Raw genomic sequence first — 20,849 nt, 5'->3', positions numbered from 1 at the left:
GCTACAGATTAGCCAGCGCCCTACTCATCTCATAAAAATCGCCCCGCATTTGAGACCACAGATTTTCACGCGCCTGACCAAACTGCTCTTCACGGCCAAGCAGTTTACCTTCAGTAAAAGCTGTATATTTTCTTGGCACATGACCATCAAACCAGTAATAAGTCTGCGATGAAGTACTTTTTGCACTATAGCTACGGTTTAAATCATACAGCCCGCTGGAATGCACTTCCGCCACCATTTCTGCCTCATTAACCGTCTTCACACTATACTGTTTAAAATAAAAATCCTCATAAACAGGCTGATCCACCATATTGCCATTATCATCAGCCACCTGCTTCGTGCCCACCCTTAGATTTTCATGCTTGTCATGGGTTTCAATATTCTCCTTATACTGCTGAAATTGCCCATGACTCATACTCACATCAATCACCAGATTAGCCGCACCGGCACTGCTGACAAAACTCACATAATTTTTTTGCAGCGCAGAGCGGATATGATCAGCCAGATAGCTATTGCCGCGGACAAAGATCTGTACCTGCCCCTTACGTGCATAAACATCAGCCAGTTTAGTTGCATTTTTATATGAATTACCATAAGGACTGTATACCTCACTGGCCGCACTGAACAAACTGGCTGCCTCACGGTACTCACTCAAATGTTTTGCTTTACGCACAATAGTCTGCGCCCGCTGATACTGGTTTTCTGCCTCAATAGTGCGCCATTTTTTTTCATAGATATCAGCCAGCTTAGCACTATCCTTATATTTACCTAAAGGCAGATAAACCTCATGCGCCTTACGGAAATTTTCTGCTGCCTGCTTATAATTGCGCTCTTTCACATCCGCCTGCGCATCAGCATAAAATTCCTGTGCAGCAGTTTTATAATACAGCTTCTGATTATCCTCAGCGCGCTTATGGATATCTTTATAATTAAAATATTCATAGCCCTGACGATACAACTTGGCCTTGCGCAGATAATCATGACTATTAGTCGCCACAATAGCACTGGCCTGCTGGTAAAACTGCATCGCCAGAGATTCTTTCAGCCCGTCTACCGTATACAAGCTTAAATATTGCTCTATATAAGAACTGTAGCTTTTATCTTCCAGCTCAGTTTTCAGCGCCAGCAACAACTGATAATTCTTAATCCGCGTATCATAATCCGTAGCAGCCGCCTGCTGAATATTTTTCTGTGCCATTTCGGTCAGGCTGCCAACTGTAGCCTGCAAATACAGAATATCCTTGTCTTTCCATGGTTTATTCTGTTGCTTGAGCTTCTGGCTTTTCGCATTAAAATTAGTAGCCAGAATTTTCACCCCACCGATATAGTCACCGGTTTTAAACTTGTCTTCCGGCTTAACCGGCAGCACACAACTTGCCAAAAACAAACACAAAACAACCAGTAAAAGTTTCCTCATAGAGATATCCCCTCAACTATAAAAACAAGCATCTGGCAAAAAATAAAACCGCATATTAACATTGACTAAAAAAGCCGACAATCAATACCCCTACTCGAATAACCCCATATCGTACAAACATCATTTCTGCATCAGAATACTGACGCAAACCACCCAATACAGCCACCGTTCTGATAGCAAAAACTGCGACACTGAACCACAACAATGCAGTAAGCATTCTGATGTGCTGAAATTAAGCTAAAATACAGATACCATAGCAGCAAACCGATCGAAAGCTTCCTCAAAAACCCACACCCTGCGATAGCAATCCATCACGCCCCTAATCGTATCAACTAAAGATAACTGATAATGCTATTTAAAAGAAAAAACCCATACTACAATCCGGCGAAAGCCCATCACACCCCCTATGGCTTCCGCAATCTGGAACCAACCGTCATCAAGCAGCTTGAAGTCTGGCGCTGGAGCTGGGAAAGACACCGCCAGCACCTGCCCAAACCACCGCAACACGGCTATGAGCTTTTTGCCCGCAACTGGTATCAGACACCAGACTTTACCCTCAGTGGCAACCGCCTGTGGTGGATTAGTCATGCCACACTGCTGCTGCGTTTACAAAACTGCATGATTATTACCGACCCGGTATTCTCACAGCGAGTATCACCTGTCACCTTTGCCGGTCCGAAACGCCGTACCCAGCCAGCAGCCAGCATCGCCCAGCTTCCTCCCATTGATGTTATCGTCTTATCACACAACCATTACGATCATCTGGACAAAACCAGTATCCGCCAGCTGGCTGCCCGTTTTCCGTCCATCACAGCCGTTGTGCCATTAGGCCTGAAAAATATTCTACAAAAACTGGGCATTAATAACATAGTTGAACTGGACTGGTGGGAACAGGTAAGCATCAAAAATATTCAGTTTCATGCCGTACCGGCACATCACTGGAGTCAGCGCGGTATCATCGACCGTAATCATAGTCTGTGGTGTGGCTGGATCATGCAAACCACTCAGGGCAGCAGCACTTATTTCAGTGGCGACACCGGATTCAGCGAAATAATGTTCCGGCAGATAGCTGAACATTTTGCACCCATAGACATGGCCGCCATCCAGATAGGTGCCTATGCACCGCGCTGGTTTATGCACAATCAGCATATCGACCCACAGCAGGCAGTAACTATTTTTAAAATGCTGCAATGCCGGCAGGCCATTGGTATCCACTGGGGCGCTTTTGAACTGACCGATGAACCACTGGATGAACCGCCACAATTGCTGGCCTCAGCCTGTGCGCAGCAACAACTTGCCCCCGGTCGCTTCGAAAGTATCAAAATGGGAGCCAGCCGCATCATTCCTGCCTGATCTTGTACAGCAACAGCAAAAGCTGCAATCTCTTCCTAAAACTTGATTTTTCATGGGCATTTTACTGAAAACACTACTAGCCTAATCCAGCATACTTTATACAATCTTATGAAGATTCAGAATTGTATTCGATTTTATCAACATATAATGGAAGTGTTTATTACAAACCATACTGATATCTTTTATGCAGACTGGAAAATCATGCTAAAACAATGCATGAATAAGGCTCAATGTAGATATTTATTCATTTGTTCAGGAAAATAAACTAAGCAACCAACCATGTTTTATTCATGAATAAAAAGCTTTTATCAATTAATTAATTGATTCCATTAATATCACAATAGAACATAACATCAAATTCAGCATTACAATCACCCCAAGCAGACCTATCTCAACATCAACAAGACAATATTTAATTAATTAACCAAACAATATGCTAATAAATTTTGTCGTGCTTTTTATTTCCCCAAATAAAATTAATTAAAATAAGGACAAAAGCATAATCTTACTGCTGAATGATTCTATAGAAGAAGCCAAAGACATCATAACAACACCTCTTCTATATTAATGATTTAGCACATTTTGATTGCACCTATTTTAATGCATCAAAATGACTACCTTGCTTATCATTGGCATAGAAAACACAATAATATATTATTAGTCTTGACCAGAATTTATTCTTTTACAAGCCTGCGCTTTTTATATTGAATAAGCCAGCCTAACTCCTACAACTTTAGTGAATTAAGAGAAAGACTAAATTGCAAAAGCCAGCAGCACTTATTTTCCAAACATATAGGGCGGCTAACAGCATGATTAGATTGACAAATTACTGCCCTGATATAAACTTTCAGCATCAACCCACCAGAATAAACCTCCACTGCCCGAATGAGATTCGCTTTAACATTTACACCTGATTACTTAAATCAGCCATCATACGATTAAACTCTTCACGGTAAGCAGGAGCAACATAGGGGCGTAATAACGTAAGCGTCTGGTGCGTCCCGCGGAATTTCGATGTTTCCGTCAGCTTGCTTGCATACAAAGTGCTGTCATAATCGCACCAATATTTGGTAATCAGCCAGATATTAACCGCCATTTCCTTGCGGGCAACTTCATCTGTCAGAATAAACCCCGTATCGGTTAGCTGCTGCAACAGATTTTGCAGCATTGGCGACACTTGTACCCGGGTGAAATTATTGTGTTCGCCCAGCAAATCAGCACTGCGCGACAACATCGCATTTAAATCACTGAACAAAAAACGGTAATTCCACAACACATCATAAACACCCAGCATATAATTCTTGATAGCATCCGTATCCTGTGGCGGTTTAACCTGTTGCAGATAGCACAACAGCTCCTCACTGTAGCGCTTGAACAGCTGCATGATAATTTCATCTTTATTACGAAAGTGATAATACAGATTACCCGGACTGATCCCCAGATAAGAAGCAATGTGATTGGTACTGATGTTACGTTCACCCTCCTCATTAAAGAGCTTCAGGCTGGCATCAATAATACGATTATAAGTATTAGGGCGTGACTCTTTCACCATATTAATTTCTTTCAGATTATGTAGTGTATCATCGCGCAAAACATACATATGGCACCTTCAACAACTCGCCATACATCCCCGTGCTCATGGCAGCCATACCGGTTCTGGTTCTAGCTGCACCTGAAAACGTTGTGCCACACAGTCCTGAACGTGTTTAGCCAGCGCAACCACATCTGCGGCACTGGCCTGACCCCTGTTTACCAGAACCAAAGCCTGCCGTTCATGCACCGCGGCACCACCAAGCTGATAACCTTTCAGACCACACTGATCAATCAGCCAGCCGGCAGCCAGCTTCACCCGTCCATCAGGCTGCGGATAATGCGGTAAAGCCGGATAGCAGTCTAATAAAGAAGTCGCCAGCGCAGCCGGCACAACAGGATTTTTAAAGAAACTGCCGGCACTGCCCAGCACACGCGGATCAGGCAGCTTCTGCTGCCGGATACGGCATACAGCCTGTGCCACCATACTGGCCGTTAGCGTCTGTCCCTGAGCCTGTTCTGTTACTACCTGCGCCAGATCACCATAATGCAACTGTGGCGTAAAACAGCGTGACAGCCCAAACCGTACCGCTACAATAACATAACGTCCCGGTTCACCGTGTTTGAAAATACTGTCACGATAGGCAAAACAGCAATCAGCGCAGCTAAGCCAGCGCAGTTGCCGTGCTTCAAGGTCAAAACACTGCACCGCCTCAATACAGGATTGTACTTCAACACCATAAGCACCAATATTCTGTACGGGCGCAGCACCCACTGTACCGGGAATCAGACTGAGATTTTCCAGACCATTCCAGCCCTGTGCCAGCGTATACTGCACAAATTCATGCCAGTTTTCACCCGCAGCAGCTTCTACCAGCACCCGCTCACCATCATCTGCTATCAGCCGGATACCTCGGTTGGCAACACGAACCACCAGCGCAGGATAATCCGCACAAAACAGGATATTACTCCCACCGCCCAGCCATAGCACACTTTGCCGGTCAAATTGGGGCAATGCCATAATGTCCGGCAGCTGAGCAGCATCATTTAGCGTTACCAGCCAGCGTGCCCGTACCGGCAACGCAAAAGTATTTAAGGGCTGTAAATCTGCATGTTCAATCACATCCATCATCATTCTTTTTCCGCATGTGCCAGCGCAAATTTTTCACTTTGCCAGTGCAGATACCATACCAGTGCCACAGCCGCACCCGTTAATGCCAGTACCAGCGATAGCCAGAAACCATACAGCGCCATACCGAAATACAAACCAAACAGACAGCCAAAGCCCAGCCCCAGCCCCCAGAAGCTGAATGCGTGAATCACCATCGGAATCTTAGTCAGCTTGTAGCCGCGCAGAGCATAAGAAGCAATTGTCTGTGTGGCATCCGATAACTGGAAAACCGCCGCAAAAATCAGCAGTGTCCCGCCCAGCAGGATTACTTCCTGATCAGCAGTATATAGACTCACCCAGAAATGCCGGAACAACAACAGTATCACCCCGGTGAAACAGGCGCCCAAAAGCCCCATGCTCAACCCCACACCCGAAACAAAGCGGGCACGCTGCCATTTACGCGCGCCTACAGCCTGCCCGACACACACAGCCAGCGCAATACCCACACTTTGCGGCAACATATAAATCAGAGAAGTAATACTGATTACCACCTGCTGCGCAGCTACCTGAGTTACCCCAAAGCGCGCAATCAGTAAACTAATAAAAGTAAACAGACTCACCTCAAGGAAAAACGACATCCCAATCGGAATACCCAGCCGCAACAGAGAGCCCTGCAAACGCCAGTCTGGCCAGTCAAAGCGGGCAAACAGCGCAAATGGAGCGAAAAAACGTTGGCGCACCACATAGATACCCAACACAATCGCATTAAACCAGAAACAAATAGCCGAAGCCAGACCGCAGCCCGCCCCGCCCAGCTCCGGCATACCATACTTACCATAAACAAAAACATAATTCAGCGGAATATTCAGCAACAGCGCAATCAGGCTCACCACCATAATCGGTTTTGGGCGGTTTAAAGACGAAGCAAAGGCATAAAAAGCCCGATGAATCATCGCTGCCGGCATACCCAGCGCAATAAAGAACACAAACTCGCCAAACACACCATTTACATACGTACCCATATTCAGCCAGCGCTGCATCGGCGCAATCAGCGCCCACAACAGCAGCATACCCAGCACCCCTAGAAACAGCCCGAACCACAGCCCCTGCCGCCCCTGTTCGCCAATTTCCGTGGTTTTTCCGGCACCATACAACTGTGCCAGTATCGGCTGCAATGCTGTCATTACGCCCAGAAAAGTAATATATAGCGTAATAAATACATTCGAACCCAAAGCCACCCCAGCCAGATCATTGGCACTGGCGTGACCAGCCATCACCGTATCTACCACACCCACACCTACCTGCGCCGCCTGTGCGATAAGAATCGGTAACGCCAGCCGCAATAATCTGCGGCATTCGACCAGCAACTCGCCCCGGCCATGCTGATTCAGTTCAAACAACATTTTTCACACCTACAAACTCAAATAATACAAACAATAAAAGACGGCAAGCCGTCATAATCATCAGGCAGCATGATGCCGCATATATCACAACAAAACAGGCTGCCTGAAATTCTTCAGACAGCCTGCCAGCAAGAAAATCAGTTAAGCGCGTTTACGGAACTCAAAAGTACGCGAATCAATTTCCACTTTATCGCCATTTTCAATATAAGCAGCTACCTGAATCTCGGCACCACCTACCAGACGGGCATTCTTCATTACCTTACCAGAAGTATCACCTTTCACCGCCGGCTCAGTGTATTCCACCTCGCGTACGATAATGGTAGGCAATTCCACAGAAATAGCACGGCCATCATAGAAAGTCACTTCACATTTTTCTTCCATGCCATCCACAATAAACTTGATGGCATCGCCAATGTTCTCAGCTTCCACTTCATACTGATTGAATTCATCATCCATGAAAACATACATCGGGTCAGCAAAATAACTGTAAGTACACTGCTTGCGATCCAGTACTACCACATCAAACTTCTCATCAGCTTTATACACTGTTTCCGTAGCAGCACCAGTCAGCAGATTTTTCAGTTTCATTTTCACCACGGCAGCATTACGACCGGATTTATTGTATTCGGATTTCTGCACCACCATTGGATCATTGCCCACCATAAATACATTACCCGGGCGCAATTCTTGTGCGGTTTTCATCTTTAATCTAATTTCCCAATAAAGTTCAGCAAATAATTAAGTATATTATTTTAGCGGAAGATGGCTAAATCTGGCTAGTTTTTCCAGCGCACTATCCTGTACATGCAGCATTTCAGACCATACTGCGGCCAATTTTACCCAAATTTGCCAGCTCGCACACAAATTCTGCCACGCCCTTACACGCCCTGCTCCGTCCAGACTGCCTGTGCCGTTCAAATCATCCGACAACGCCATAAAAGCCTCGCGCAATCCGACAGGCCAGCCTGCCGTAGCCCTGTTCCAGAATGCATGCAACTTGTGGATATGGACTTCATCATCCTGCCGGTAAATATGCCAGAAAAACGGCAACCCGGCCCATAATGCGCGCACAAAACTATCCTCACCGCGCACAATTGCCGCATCAGCCAGCCACAGCAGGCGGTCAAATGCTGCCTGTGGCACAAACGGAATGCGCACCAGCGTCAGCTTATCCAGCACCAGAACATCCCCGTCCTGTTGCAAAGCATCTGGAGCGATTACCTGTTGAGCGCGCAAACTGTCTATCACCTGCCCGCCGGCCAGCCATAGCGTTATCGGCGTATCAGCCTGCTGCCACATCAGCATCCATTGTGGCCAGCACACCGCAGCATAGGCAAACACCAGCCACAACCGACCATTATGCCGTAACGGCAAACCATATTGCTGCCTGAATGCCTGCTGTAGCTCCGGCTGCTGCAAAAATGCAGCTCGCTCAGCCACATAATCAGCTTCACGCAACAAACCACCACTGGCCGCATCAATACCCATAAACCAGAAATACTTAGCCAAGCCATTGGCCTGCAACGATGGCATAGCATGTAAATCCACCGCCCAGTCCTCTGCCGTCAGATACTCCCAGTTCAGCCACAGAGGTCGGCATTCAGCCATCCGTGCCAGCACCGCTGGCGGTAAATCGCAACCAAATGTCTCTATCACCAGCACCGGATCAGTAACATCGGCCAGTTGCCGTTGCACCACAGCCTCATCATCCTGCCACACTTCCACCACAATCTGCGCCTGATAGACTGCGCGTTCTGGTACCAACCTATCCAGCGCACCCACATCATCAATCCACAAACGCACCCGCAGGCATAAGAATTCCGCCAGCAGACAGCTTAAGCGCCAGCCCACACCCACATCACCAAAATTATCAATGACCCGGACAAATACCCATGCCTCATTTGCAAAATCAGCCGGCGGTGCACACACAGGCAAATTCAGAGATTGCATAAAATTTCCTTACCAACAGCATAACTTAACGCATTACCATGACCAATCATCATCCTGTCAAGAGCAAAACAGACTTGACAAACTGATTTTATCCACATGAATTAAACTGATTGCCCCCAAACACATAAAAAAATGGAACAGGCTCACCACAGTCTTATATATTTTTAAATATATGTTTTTAAAAGATTTAATTTTCAGGGTTATTTTTTAGGCAACCACTTACAAGTCTTGATTTACAGGCAATTATCCAAGCACAGCTTTCATTTTCCACAGATTTATCCACAGATATTGTGAGCATATTTTTAACTCCTTTAACAACAAGGTTTTTTACATCAAATCATCCTCACAACGAAAAATAGTCAGAAACCCATGACTGCTATGGTAAAATAAACCATGCTCTCCAAAGTAGTAAAGCCATTATGTCTGATGCACTTTTTGCCAAAGAAACCATAACAGTATCTCTCGAAGAAGAAATGCGCCGTTCCTACCTAGATTACGCCATGAGCGTTATCGTGGGACGCGCCCTTCCCGATGTGCGCGATGGCCTGAAACCAGTTCATCGCCGCGTACTGTACGCCATGCACGAATTGAATAACGACTGGAATCGTGCCTACAAAAAATCGGCACGTATTGTCGGCGATGTTATCGGTAAATACCACCCGCACGGCGACACCGCCGTTTACGACACCATCGTACGCATGGCACAAGACTTCTCCATGCGCTACATGCTGGTAGACGGACAGGGTAATTTTGGTTCCGTCGATGGCGACAGCGCCGCAGCCATGCGTTATACCGAAATCCGCATGGCCAAAATTGCGCACGAATTACTGGCCGATATCGATCAGGAAACCGTCGACTTCATTCCCAACTACGACGGCAACGAAAGCGAACCAGCCGTACTGCCTACCCGGATTCCGGCACTGCTCGTTAACGGCTCATCCGGTATCGCCGTCGGCATGGCTACCAACATACCGCCACACAACATCAAAGAAGTGCTTGGCGGCGCCAAAGCCCTACTGGCCAACGAAAACCTCAGCATTGACGAACTCATCGACCTGATTCCGGCACCTGATTTTCCTACCGGCGGCATCATCTATGGCCTTTCCGGCGTGCGCGAAGGCTACCGTACCGGCCGTGGTCGCGTCATCATGCGTGGCAAAACCCACATCGAACCAATCGGCAAACACGACGACCGCGAAGCCATCATCATTGATGAAATCCCGTATCAGGTAAACAAAGCCAGACTGGTTGAAAAAATCGGAGAGCTGGTACACAACAAAGTTATCGAAGGTATTTCCGACCTGCGCGACGAATCAGACAAATCCGGCATGCGCGTCGTTATCGAACTTAAACGCAACGAAAATGCCGAAGTCGTACTCAACCAACTCTATAAACTAACACAGCTGCAAGACAGCTTCGGTATCAACATGGTGGCACTGGTAGACGGCCAGCCGCGTCTGCTCAATCTGAAACAGATACTGAACGAATTTTTGCGTCACCGCCGCGAAGTCGTTACCCGGCGCACCATGTTTGCCTTGCGCAAAGCACGCGAACGTGGCCACGTACTTGAAGGTCTGGCCGTAGCCCTGTCCAACCTTGACGAAATCATCACCCTGATTAAAGCTTCCGCAACCCCACCTGAAGCCAAGGCTGCCTTAACCTCACGTCCGTGGCGCTCAGGTCTGGTTGCTCAGATGCTTGCCCGCAGCGACATCGATGCACAACTGGTTAAACCACAGGATTTACCCGAAAATACCGGATTGCTTGGCAACGACTACTTCCTCTCCGATGCACAGGCACAGGCCATCCTCGACATGCGCCTGCAACGCCTTACCGGTCTGGAACAGGATAAAATCGTTGATGAATACAAAAGCGTCCTCGATATTATTCTCGACCTGCTCGACATTCTCGCCAATCCAGTACGCATCAACCAGATTATCCATGATGAACTGACTGCCACTCAGGAACAGTTTGGTGATGAACGTCGCAGCGAAATTAATGCCTTTGGTGGCGACATTGCCGACGAAGACCTGATACCCAAGCGCGACATGGTTGTTACCCTCACACATGGCGGCTACATCAAAACCCAGCAGGTAGACGACTATCAGGCACAACGGCGTGGCGGCCGTGGCAAACAGGCTACCGCCACCAAAGACGAAGACTTCATCGAAACCCTGTTTATCGCCAACACCCATGACTACCTGCTGTGCTTCACCAGTCTGGGCAAATGTCACTGGATAAAAGTATACAAACTGCCCGAAGGCGGTCGCAACAGCCGTGGCCGGCCGGTTAACAACCTGATACAGCTCGAAGAGGGTGAAAAAATCAACACCATCCTGCCAGTACGCGAATTCAGCGAAAACGAATACGTCTTCATGTGTACCGAACAAGGCATCGTCAAAAAAACCTCACTGCTCGACTTCTCCCGTCCACGTACCGCCGGCATCATCGCCCTCGGACTGGACGAAGGCGACCACCTGATTGGTGCCGTCAAAACCGCCGGCAAACACGACATCATGCTGTTTTCCAATGGCGGTAAAGCTGTCCGCTTCAGCGAAGACAACGTTCGTGCAATGGGGCGCAGTGCTCGTGGCGTACGCGGCATGAAACTGGCCGAAAACAATCAAGTTATCAGCCTGCTGGCATACGATGCCGAAGAAGACAGCAACAAACTGGTACTCACCGCCACAGCCAACGGCTTTGGCAAACGTACCGCCGTTGACGACTACCGCCGTTCCGGCCGTGGTACTCAGGGTGTCATTGCCATTGATACCGGTGAACGCAACGGTGACCTCGTGGCCGCCACCCTTGTAGCCGATAGCGACGACCTCATGCTGATTACCAGCGGTGGCGTACTGATTCGCACCAAAGTCGATCAGATACGTTCTACCGGCCGTGCTGCGGCCGGCGTAAAACTCATCAATCTTGATGAGGGCGAAAAACTGGTGAGTCTGGAGCGCATTGCCGAGCCGGAAGAAAACAGCAACACCGAAGTAGATGTACTGGATGCCCCGGAAGATTAAATCCAGCACACGAAACCATAAAGCCGGCCTTACCAGTCGGCTTTATTCTTATCCAAACAACTATTCTTACCGTACTCCCCATAGCAATACCCCCCTTGATAACAATAATGAAATCTATTATCATCTTCATTCGCAAAAACAAACCATACCCACAAAGGAAAAACCATGTATGTTTGTCTGTGCAATGCCATCACCGATCGCCAGATAAAAGAAACCGTTGCCGCCGGTGCCTCCAGCCTTACCGACTTACAGGCACAGCTTGGCGTAGCCACCTGTTGCGGCTGCTGTGCCGATTTGGCCAGCTCATACCTGTCTTGCCGCCACGACAACCTAACCAGCTGCACCAAAGCCGAAAACAAATAAACACCAGATAATCTGCCGTCACACTGGCGCATTTAAAATCCAAGCTGACGGATAAGCAGTAAAATCAATACGGCCGTAATAATCGACTACTTGCGACGCAGCAATTTATATTACATTGGCATCATAATCAGTATTTTTCTGAATTTTCCTAATTAACTACTTGCCAATATCCTGTTGCTGATAATAACCATCCACCGCAATATCGGCCAGATAAGTCACATATACAAAATCCGTCATACAGCGAACTATGACAACTAGCTGCCTTCATCTCATGCCATAATAATTAATGGGCATTATCCGGTATAGGCAAAAAATGCTGTTTATCCTCAAACAAGTGGTATTCGTCCAGACTACAATGCAACAAAAGATAATATATAAGCTATTCTTCTTCCACTTCCGGCCAGATATCACCGTAGTGAATAAACATATTTATCCACATAATAATATGATATTTTTACGAATTACACCCGTAATAATTTAAGAATGATGCCCGATACTGCTCAGATATTCAGCAAAGCTTACTTGATCAGACAGCGTCCCTTGCTGACGCTGCTGATACCAGTCAATCTTATTATTCAGAATCTGCACATGCTGTTCCAACTGCGCCTGCTGCTGCAAAAAAGCCGCACGCGTCTGCAACAGCAATTCCAGACGCTGCCCAATTGTCGCGTCGCCCTGACTGCGCAGTAATACATACTGCTGAAGCTGAGCCATACTCATACCAGTATTTTTCAGATGTAACACAAAACGCATCCAATCAACGTCCTTTTGCGTAAAATAGCGACGCTGACCCGACGTTCGCTGCGGTGCAATGAGCCCCAGACTTTCATAATAGCGTACCGTAGCTGGCGTTAAACCAAAAATATCGGCAAAAGCGCGAATACTAAGCATTTTGCCTGATGTAGAAATATTAGTCATGTACAAAACAAAGCCCAAATAAACAGAAAAACCTTTTCCATATTAAAGAAAATACCGCAAACATAGCAGCTGGCAGCCAACCCGAAGTACAGAAAATATCAGTAAACAACCACCCACAGATTTCATCGATATTGCAGCAGGCTGTCTGGAGAGCTGAGAAAAATCGTCGAACAACTGCCTGTGACATACAGTATTCCCGTAACAACACCATGTTTGCCTGACCAGCGTACGATAACACCTAGCCACTATCAACATTATTGTTACGTTTGCAACGCCCTTAGCCAATGCATCGGAAAACATTAGCTAAACGGCGAAAACAAAGCCGGCAACTGCCTTACTTGTGAATATACTCGCTGCAAATGATTCAACTTTAAAACAACAAGCTTCAACCCTAAACAAAATAATACTTGAGTTAAAGTGAACTTGAAGTTTTAGACTGTAATGCATAGTACAACAGGAGCGAATACATGTCCTTAGCATTCAAGCAGATTTTTCCACAAGGTACGGTTAATTGCAATTTTGCGCAGTATTTTATCGGTCAGAGTTATTTATGCAATCTGGCTGCTATGGATGGCAATGTTGATGTTGACGTAAGCAATGTAACTTTTGAACCTGGCTGCCACAACCACTGGCACAAACACCAGCATGGATATCAGATTCTGTTAGCCACTGCCGGACAGGGCTGGTATCAGGAAGCCGGCAAGCCGGCACGTTTACTTAATCCGGGCGATGTAGTGGTTATCCATGCTGGTGTAAAACACTGGCATGGTGCAACCAAAGACAGCTGGTTCAGTCATATAGCCATTACCAAAGGACAAAGTGAATGGCTCGAACCTGTTACCAGCAGCGATTACAACGCACTGTAATTATTCTATTCACAGGAAAACCCAATGAAAAAGCAGACAGCAGGTCATGATTTATTAGGTGAATTTGCCCCACAGTTTGCCCATCTGAATGATGAGCTATTATTTGGTGAAGTTTGGTCACGAGAGCAGCAATTACCAGCACATCAGCGCAGCATGATTACTATTGCTGCCCTAATCAGTGCCGGTAATTTCGAGCAATTAAGTGCGCATTTAAGTATTGGCAAACAGAACGGTATTAGCCAATCAGAAAACGTTGAAATAATTACTCATCTAGCCTTTTACGTCGGCTGGCCGAAAGCCTGATCAGCATTCAGTCTGGCTAAGGAAATTTATAATAGCAGCGAAAAATAATTTAGCTGTAACTACCTCTTAAAATAGTACAGCTCCAAAATATAAAATGCTTTCCATTAACTCACAGAGGATTTAAACAGCAAATAGGTAACACTTATCCATTCATATCTGTATTAAAAAACCGAAACTGGTATCTCTATCAAAGGGCTTTGCGGGAATATACTGGAGTAAGGAATTATTTTAATAGTAATGAGAATATTGAAATTTTTGATAAATATTCCAAACCTACCCCTAGCACTTGACTGCAAAACAGAGAAAATATAATAGGGCAGCCAGTAAAAGCAGTAATTAGCGATTATTTCACCAGTGTTAATTGTGATCATCATTATATTGATAGCATATCTATATCAACCATAATATCAATACATCAAACCAACAGGCGGCTTAGAAATTGCTTTAACTATATTTTTGACGCTAAATATGTGATTCACAGTGAAGATGGATACAGTAAGCGGCATAAGCACGCTAATTATCAACAACTCGCCAGTAGAACAGTTATAACTAAATTAAAACCGTCAATGATTGGTTTTATACTGAAATATCGTAGTAATAATCATATTTAAAACACAAATGAATAAAGACAAAGATTAATTAAATCAACCAGATTGAATTAATCTTATAAAATATCTAATTATTTATGCCGGACTTAAGCAAAGCTCCTTAACAGCAATACCAGCTTCAACCTGTTTTAATATGGATAGAATTAGCGTTCGGCCATTTATTCATATTTGAATCCTTTTCCAACTCATTGAGGCGCCTAATGGTTTATGACAAAATGGCTATACCAATTTGAAATTTTTGGGTTGAGAAATTAATTATGCAAGGGAAATATAGGCATGTTTTATCTATCTGATGCTGAACTAGACAGATTGTTACTGGATGATATTGCCTATGGCGATTTAACTACCCGCGCTTTAGGTATTGGCCAGCAAAACGGACAGATATCATTTTGCCGTCGTCAGGCTGGTCGGGTAAGTGGTGTGGCAATTGCGGTAAGGTTGTTGCAGAAGCTGGCACTGAAAGTAGTGACACATGTTAGGGATGGGGATGATGTAGCAGCAGGCGCGGTACTGTTGACGGCGGTTGGTAATATGGAAAATCTGCATCAGGGCTGGAAAGTAGCACAGAATGTACTGGAATGGTGTGGTGGTGTGGCTCAGTACATGGCGCAGATGGTGGCTACTGCACAAACCATTAATCCGCTGGTACAAATTGCCTGTACACGCAAATCTATTCCCGGCACTAAATCGTTGGCTATTGCTGCGATAATTGACGGTGGTGGGATTTTGCATCGGGCTGGTACAGCTGAATCGATTTTGCTGTTTGCTAACCATCGGCGTTTTTGTGCTGAGCCGGACAATTGGGAGGCAATGGTGACACGCTTACGCCGAGCGGCACCGGAAAAAAAGGTTATTGTGGAGGCAGATAATGTTGAAGAAGCATTGGCGGCGCTGAACGCACAGGCAGATATTGTGCAGCTGGATAAGTTTACGCCGGAACAATTCGCATGGGTATTGATGCAACGCCAAGTACTGGCACCTAACAGTTTACTGTCAGCTGCTGGCGGAATTACGCTTTTAAATGTGGCAGATTATGTGCGCGCGGGTGCAGAACTGCTGGTCACATCTGCACCTTACTATGCACAGCCCACAGATATTAAAGTGTGGCTGGAACCTGTTTAAATTTGATGCTGATTTCTGGCTTAAATTTTCTGAACCAGATGGGATTACTCCGGTTTATCTCCATACAATTTGTACTGGTTTTAAAAGGTGAACAGCTAAAAAACAATAGATTTTTATTTAATGGTAATTTTTATGAAATAAAATTCTTAAAGATCAAGTATGGAAAAAAATAACTCCTTGGCGAAAAAAATACTTCAAGCAAACATGTGGTTAAGGTAAAGATGTAATTTTGCTAATTTGTATTAAATCTGGAATGTTTTATGGCGCTATAAAAGTTTATCTATTATTTATCCAGACCTTGTTGCACCATATGTGCCGCCCTGATAACCGCTCTGGCTTTATTCTGGGTTTCCTGCCATTCCAGTTCTTCGTCGGAATCAAATACGATTCCGCCACCACTTTGTATATATAGTGTGTTATTTCTGATAACGCCGGTACGAATGGCAATACATAAATCCATATCTCCGGAAAAACTCAGGTAGCCTACAGCTCCGCCATAGATGCTACGTTTGTTTGGTTCCAACTCTTCTATGATTTCTAAAGCGCGTACTTTAGGTGCACCTGAAAGTGTACCGGCCGGAAAGGTGGCGGCCAGTACGTCGATATTCGTCATTCCATCCTGTAATTCACCGGCCACATTGGATACCAGATGCATTACGTGGGAATAGCGTTCGATAATCATTTTATCGGTAACTTTTACCTGCCCTATTTTGCTGACGCGACCAACATCATTACGGCCAAGATCAATCAGCATGATGTGCTCGGCCACTTCTTTAGGATCGTTAATCAGTTCTTGTGCCAATGCCTGATCCTGCTCTGGCGTCTGGCCACGAGGGCGGGTGCCGGCTATCGGGCGCACTGTTACGCTGTTTTGTTCGCGCCGGACGAGAATTTCGGGAGAGGAGCCGACAACATGAAAGTCATCAAAGTGGTAATAGAATAAATAAGGAGATGGATTCAGCGTGCGCAAGGCGCGATACAGGCTTAGTGGATTATCATGAAATGACATGCTCAGACGCTGACTGGGCACCACTTGCATACAATCACCATTAAGGATGTATTCACGTACTCGTTTAACATAGCTCTTGTATTGCTCTTCACCGGTTTCTGCAACGGGTTCGGTTTGTTTGCTGCCAAGTGACAGCGGCAATTGTACGCTCTGGCGCAATGCGGTACGCAGTTCCTCCAACCGTGCGCGTGCCTGCTGATAGCCATCTGGTTTACTGGTATCAGCATAAACAATCAGGTAGATTTTTCCAGATAAGTTATCTAATACAGCCAATTCCAATGAAAGCAGCAGAAAAATATCTGGTATACCTATGGGGTTGGGTTTATCCGCCTGTTTGAGGCGATGGGCAATCTGCTCGAAATGATAAATGGTTTCATAACCGAAATAACCAACCAGCCCACCGGTAAACCGGGGTAAATCTGGAATAGCAGGCGTTTTGTATCTGGCTTGAAATGCATGAATAAATTCCAGCGGATTACCCTGATGTACTTCAACCAGCTGCGCCTGCTGATAAACTTCGGTGGTTTTAGCGGATATTTTTAAATAGGTATCACAGGGCAGGCCAATAAAGGAGTAGCGGCCAAACCGCTCACCGTTGACTACGGACTCAAGCAGGTAGCTGAATGGTTTATTTGCTAGTTTCAGGTAAAGCGATAAGGGCGTATCCATATCTGCCAGCACTTCCTGTACTAAGGGGATATGGGTATAGCCGTTGGCAGTTTGCTGCTGGTATTCAGCTAGGGTAATCATGTTTTTCTACTTTGTCTGGGTATTGTTACGCTGTTTTGAATATGAAAATTTCTGCACTGCTGCTCTTTTCTGATTTATATCATAGCGTAATTCTGAGTGAAACGCATTTCTGGCCGGAAAGGGCAATTTAATTGCCAGTATTGGGGATTGTATTGTGGTGTTTTATTGGATATTTTTTATGCTGGTATCTGGTACAGAAAGACATTTCTACCGCTGAAATTTCAGGTTAAGCAAAAAAATTTATTTTGTATGGTTATTGATGTGTTGTAGCTAAGTTAATTTAAAGATTGCTGTAGCTGAATTTTAAAAAGCTGCCTGTATATAGGCAGCTTTGGGGCTAATTTACTCTTCAACCGGTGCTTCGCCGTCTGTCTCATCCAGCTGCCCTTCGGTAATCTGGGTGGTGATGCCAACTTTGTTGCGAATTTTAAGGTTGATTTCATTGGCAATTTCAGGATTGTCTTTGAGCCATTGGCGTACATTGTCTTTACCCTGACCAATTTTGCTGCCATTGTAGCTGTACCAGGCTCCGGCTTTTTCTACAATTCCCAGTTTCACGCCGATATCAATCAGTTCGCCTTCCCAGCTGATGCCTTCGCCGTACAGGATATCAAATTCAGCCTGTTTGAATGGTGGGGCAACCTTGTTTTTGATAACCTTGACGCGGGTTTCGTTACCAAGAGCATCATCACCTTTCTTTATCTGACCAATCTTGCGAATGTCCAGACGTACAGATGAGTAGAATTTAAGGGCATTACCGCCGGTGGTAGTCTCGGGGCTACCAAACATAACGCCGATTTTCATACGAATCTGGTTAATAAAGATAACCAGTGTATTGGTTTTTTTGATGTTACCAGTCAATTTACGCAAGGCCTGACTCATCAGACGAGCCTGTAAGCCCACGTGGCTATCTCCCATTTCGCCTTCAATTTCGGCTTTAGGTACCAGTGCAGCCACTGAATCAACTACCAGCATATCTATCCCGCCACTGCGTACCAGCATATCGCAGATTTCCAGCGCCTGTTCTCCGGTATCAGGCTGAGATACCAGTAATTCTTCAACTTTTACGCCCAGTTTGCGTGCATAGATGGGATCAAAGGCATTTTCGGCATCAATAAAAGCACATACGCCACCACCCTTCTGGCATTGGGCAATGGCTTCCAGACATAAGGTGGTTTTGCCGGAAGATTCCGGGCCATAAATTTCTACGATACGGCCACGGGGTAAACCACCCACACCTAAAGCCAAGTCCAGCCCGAGGGAGCCTGTAGAGATTACTTCAAGATTTTCATCGGTATGGCTTCCATCCATTTTCATGATGGAGCCTTTACCAAAATTTTTTTCTATCTGCGCTAATGCAGCAGCTAATGCTTTACCTTTTTCATCTGACATGATGCTGTGCTCACTTACTCTGTAATTGACTTCAATAATTCAATTATCGCATAAGCCTTTGATCAGGTGTTTAGCAAATGTGCAGTTATTCTATCTGTTTGAATATTAAAATTTTGTTATCTGTTATTGCGGGAGTAAATGCCCGTCTGTGGCTGAATGCAGATGACCGCAATTATTTCAGCAGGATGATGTTTTACGAATTTTTATTAATTTTTAGGTAGATAGCAGCCAAGTTTATAACGGCTTGATAAAGATGATACACTATTGGCTTACATAAGTGACTGTATTGTTGCTTTGGCCATGACGTGATGTTTGGTATCTAGTGTTATGGTGCTCTTCTTAATAATGTTGACGCTTGAACAGTCATCAATTCTATCGAATTCGTAACAGTTGCATGTCATTGCAGACCGCAACTGGGGGTTGTCTAATATGAATGCTTTTGCCAATCTGGGGTTATCTCAGGAAATTGTCTCTGCGCTGACAGATCAGGGCTATCAGGAACCTACACCAATTCAGCATGCAGCTATTCCAAAGGCTTTGGCAGGTATGGATTTACTTGCAGCTGCGCAAACTGGTACCGGAAAAACCGCTGCCTTTATGCTGCCCAGTCTGGAAAGGCTGAAACGTTATGCCAATAGCAGCACTTCACCGGCCATGCATCCGGTGCGCATGTTGGTACTGACGCCAACACGTGAACTGGCTGACCAGATTGACCAGAATGTGCAGGGCTATCTGAGAAATCTGTCTTTACGCCAGACGGTGTTGTTTGGTGGCATGAATATGGAAACTCAGAAGCAGGATTTACGTCTGGGCTGCGAGATTGTCATTGCTACGGTTGGGCGTTTGCTTGACCATATTCAACAAAAGAATATCCAGCTGAATAAGGTGGAAATTGTGGTTCTGGATGAAGCCGATCGTATGCTGGATATGGGTTTTATTGATGATATCCGCAAAATCATGCAAATGCTGCCACCACAACGTCAAACTCTGCTGTTTTCGGCAACTTTTGCGCCGGCAATCCAGCGATTGGCTCAGGATTTTATGCATCATCCGGAAAAAATTCAGGTAGCCGCACAAAATACGACTTCCGCCAATGTGGAACAGCATATTATTGCTTTGGATAATGGGCGCAAACGTTCGTTATTACAACGATTGATTAATGATCTGAACATGAATCAGGTTATTGTGTTCTGTAATACTAAGCAAAGTGTCGATCAGGTTAACCGGGAATTAAACCGTCGTGGTATCAGTGCGCAGGCAATTCATGGTGACAAATCACAACAGACGCGACTGGAAACACTGGCGCAGTTTAAAGACGGCAGCCTGCGCGTGCTGGTAGCCACTGATGTGGCTGCACGTGGTCTGGATATTGCTGAGCTGCCGTTTGTAATCAATTATGAATTGCCGCTGAATGCGGAAGACTATGTCCACCGTATTGGCCGTACTGGTCGGGCTGGTGCTGAAGGTGTGGCTATTTCGCTGATGGATGAGCAGGAACAGAAAGTATTTAATGCCATTAAGGAATTAACTGGGAATGACTTGCTGATTGAGCGGATTGAAGGTTTTGAACCACGCTGGTGGGAGCAGACTCCGGCTAAACATAAAGCATCACAGGCTTCTTCCGTCAGGGTTGAGTGTGATGCTGCGCGTGAACGTGCAGTCAAACCTACTCCGAATAACGCTAGTAAGACACAGAATAATAAGGAAGTTGCTATTCCCTGCCAGCAGATT

Annotated in this window: 16 protein-coding genes and 1 pseudogene; 7 read left to right on the top strand and 10 right to left on the bottom strand. The window is 45.6% G+C overall.

Going from position 1 to position 20,849, the window contains the following annotated elements; translation table 11 throughout:
* Window position 1: 1 nt before the first annotated feature.
* Together MJ761_RS05620 and MJ761_RS05615 are read right to left on the bottom strand one after the other, a co-directional pair.
* Window positions 2–1,417 (bottom strand): hypothetical protein, encoded by a 1,416-nt coding sequence (locus tag MJ761_RS05620; protein WP_141683414.1) that lies wholly within the window; start codon window positions 1,415–1,417, stop codon window positions 2–4.
* 55 nt (window positions 1,418–1,472) lie between these two features.
* Complete coding sequence (locus MJ761_RS05615) at window positions 1,473–1,634, bottom strand: hypothetical protein (RefSeq protein WP_176715063.1); 162 nt, start codon at window positions 1,632–1,634, stop codon at window positions 1,473–1,475.
* Window positions 1,635–1,765: 131 nt separating this feature from the next.
* Between MJ761_RS05615 and MJ761_RS05610 the strand changes: the two genes are divergently transcribed.
* Window positions 1,766–2,770, top strand: a complete 1,005-nt coding sequence (locus MJ761_RS05610; RefSeq protein WP_093091857.1) for an MBL fold metallo-hydrolase — start codon at window positions 1,766–1,768, stop codon at window positions 2,768–2,770.
* 904 nt (window positions 2,771–3,674) lie between these two features.
* Here the strand turns inward: MJ761_RS05610 and MJ761_RS05605 are convergent.
* From MJ761_RS05605 to earP, 5 genes are all read right to left on the bottom strand, one after another.
* Window positions 3,675–4,328, bottom strand: coding sequence for a TetR/AcrR family transcriptional regulator (locus tag MJ761_RS05605; protein WP_093091998.1), 654 nt, complete (start codon window positions 4,326–4,328; stop codon window positions 3,675–3,677).
* A 78-nt stretch (window positions 4,329–4,406) separates the two neighbouring features.
* Window positions 4,407–5,432 carry a UDP-N-acetylmuramate dehydrogenase gene (murB, locus tag MJ761_RS05600; RefSeq protein WP_369796849.1) on the bottom strand — a complete coding sequence of 342 codons (1,026 nt, stop codon included), beginning with the start codon at window positions 5,430–5,432 and terminating at the stop codon, window positions 4,407–4,409.
* Entirely contained in the window at window positions 5,432–6,814 is a 1,383-nt protein-coding gene (locus MJ761_RS05595) for an MATE family efflux transporter (protein ID WP_093091855.1), read from the bottom strand. Before MJ761_RS05595 ends, murB begins: the two co-directional genes overlap by 1 nt.
* 141 nt (window positions 6,815–6,955) lie before the next feature.
* Window positions 6,956–7,516: an elongation factor P gene (efp, locus tag MJ761_RS05590; RefSeq protein ID WP_025331610.1), complete on the bottom strand. Its 561-nt coding sequence runs from the start codon at window positions 7,514–7,516 to the stop codon at window positions 6,956–6,958.
* 45 nt (window positions 7,517–7,561) lie between these two features.
* A complete protein-coding gene (gene earP, locus MJ761_RS05585; protein ID WP_093091853.1) occupies window positions 7,562–8,764 on the bottom strand; it encodes an elongation factor P maturation arginine rhamnosyltransferase EarP in 1,203 nt (400 codons plus the stop codon).
* Window positions 8,765–9,183: 419 nt separating this feature from the next.
* Here earP and gyrA point away from each other — a divergent pair, with 419 nt between their 5' ends.
* Window positions 9,184–11,787, top strand: a complete 2,604-nt coding sequence (gyrA, locus tag MJ761_RS05580) for a DNA gyrase subunit A (RefSeq protein WP_093091851.1) — start codon at window positions 9,184–9,186, stop codon at window positions 11,785–11,787.
* 165 nt (window positions 11,788–11,952) lie between these two features.
* On the top strand, window positions 11,953–12,150 hold the full coding sequence (locus tag MJ761_RS05575; protein ID WP_093091849.1) for a (2Fe-2S)-binding protein: 198 nt from the start codon (window positions 11,953–11,955) through the stop codon (window positions 12,148–12,150).
* Between the two features lie 477 nt (window positions 12,151–12,627).
* On the opposite strand, the gene MJ761_RS05570 is transcribed toward MJ761_RS05575, so the two are convergent.
* A complete protein-coding gene (locus MJ761_RS05570) occupies window positions 12,628–13,068 on the bottom strand; it encodes a MerR family transcriptional regulator (protein ID WP_218060201.1) in 441 nt (146 codons plus the stop codon).
* A gap of 467 nt (window positions 13,069–13,535) precedes the next feature.
* Here MJ761_RS05570 and MJ761_RS05565 point away from each other — a divergent pair, with 467 nt between their 5' ends.
* The 3 genes from MJ761_RS05565 (at window position 13,536) to modD (ending at window position 15,967) form a co-directional block, all read left to right on the top strand.
* Complete coding sequence (locus MJ761_RS05565; RefSeq protein ID WP_093091845.1) at window positions 13,536–13,934, top strand: cupin domain-containing protein; 399 nt, start codon at window positions 13,536–13,538, stop codon at window positions 13,932–13,934.
* A 24-nt stretch (window positions 13,935–13,958) separates the two neighbouring features.
* A complete protein-coding gene (locus MJ761_RS05560) occupies window positions 13,959–14,237 on the top strand; it encodes a carboxymuconolactone decarboxylase family protein (protein WP_093091843.1) in 279 nt (92 codons plus the stop codon).
* Window positions 14,238–15,121: 884 nt separating this feature from the next.
* Window positions 15,122–15,967: a ModD protein gene (gene modD / locus MJ761_RS05555; RefSeq protein ID WP_093091841.1), complete on the top strand. Its 846-nt coding sequence runs from the start codon at window positions 15,122–15,124 to the stop codon at window positions 15,965–15,967.
* Between the two features lie 283 nt (window positions 15,968–16,250).
* Here the strand turns inward: modD and trpE are convergent, their stop codons facing one another.
* On the bottom strand, window positions 16,251–17,726 hold the full coding sequence (gene trpE / locus MJ761_RS05550; RefSeq protein ID WP_093091839.1) for an anthranilate synthase component I: 1,476 nt from the start codon (window positions 17,724–17,726) through the stop codon (window positions 16,251–16,253).
* 342 nt (window positions 17,727–18,068) lie between these two features.
* Window positions 18,069–19,118, bottom strand: a complete 1,050-nt coding sequence (gene recA / locus MJ761_RS05545) for a recombinase RecA (protein WP_037407382.1) — start codon at window positions 19,116–19,118, stop codon at window positions 18,069–18,071.
* A gap of 429 nt (window positions 19,119–19,547) precedes the next feature.
* Between recA and MJ761_RS05540 the strand changes: the two are divergent.
* Window positions 19,548–20,718: pseudogene (locus tag MJ761_RS05540) on the top strand (DEAD/DEAH box helicase); the annotation flags it as partial.
* Between the last annotated feature and the right edge of the window lie 131 nt (window positions 20,719–20,849).

Origin of the sequence: Snodgrassella communis, assembly GCF_914768045.1 — a bacterium.
Lineage (GTDB): Bacteria > Pseudomonadota > Gammaproteobacteria > Burkholderiales > Neisseriaceae > Snodgrassella > Snodgrassella communis.
This window is presented reverse-complemented; position numbering and strand designations above follow the sequence as displayed.

Bases quoted from the DNA above. Each gene is read 5' to 3' on its own strand.
- MJ761_RS05610 (WP_093091857.1), top strand. From the start codon at position 1,766: ATGCTATTTAAAAGAAAAAACCCATACTACAATCCGGCGAAAGCCCAT.
- MJ761_RS05560 (WP_093091843.1), top strand. From the start codon at position 13,959: ATGAAAAAGCAGACAGCAGGTCATGATTTATTAGGTGAATTTGCCCCA.
- earP (WP_093091853.1), bottom strand. From the start codon at position 8,764: ATGCAATCTCTGAATTTGCCTGTGTGTGCACCGCCGGCTGATTTTGCA.
- MJ761_RS05575 (WP_093091849.1), top strand. From the start codon at position 11,953: ATGTATGTTTGTCTGTGCAATGCCATCACCGATCGCCAGATAAAAGAA.
- MJ761_RS05570 (WP_218060201.1), bottom strand. From the start codon at position 13,068: ATGACTAATATTTCTACATCAGGCAAAATGCTTAGTATTCGCGCTTTT.
- efp (WP_025331610.1), bottom strand. From the start codon at position 7,516: ATGAAAACCGCACAAGAATTGCGCCCGGGTAATGTATTTATGGTGGGC.
- modD (WP_093091841.1), top strand. From the start codon at position 15,122: ATGTTTTATCTATCTGATGCTGAACTAGACAGATTGTTACTGGATGAT.
- murB (WP_369796849.1), bottom strand. From the start codon at position 5,432: ATGATGGATGTGATTGAACATGCAGATTTACAGCCCTTAAATACTTTT.
- MJ761_RS05620 (WP_141683414.1), bottom strand. From the start codon at position 1,417: ATGAGGAAACTTTTACTGGTTGTTTTGTGTTTGTTTTTGGCAAGTTGT.
- recA (WP_037407382.1), bottom strand. From the start codon at position 19,118: ATGTCAGATGAAAAAGGTAAAGCATTAGCTGCTGCATTAGCGCAGATA.
- MJ761_RS05615 (WP_176715063.1), bottom strand. From the start codon at position 1,634: ATGCTTACTGCATTGTTGTGGTTCAGTGTCGCAGTTTTTGCTATCAGA.
- MJ761_RS05595 (WP_093091855.1), bottom strand. From the start codon at position 6,814: ATGTTGTTTGAACTGAATCAGCATGGCCGGGGCGAGTTGCTGGTCGAA.
- MJ761_RS05565 (WP_093091845.1), top strand. From the start codon at position 13,536: ATGTCCTTAGCATTCAAGCAGATTTTTCCACAAGGTACGGTTAATTGC.
- gyrA (WP_093091851.1), top strand. From the start codon at position 9,184: ATGTCTGATGCACTTTTTGCCAAAGAAACCATAACAGTATCTCTCGAA.
- trpE (WP_093091839.1), bottom strand. From the start codon at position 17,726: ATGATTACCCTAGCTGAATACCAGCAGCAAACTGCCAACGGCTATACC.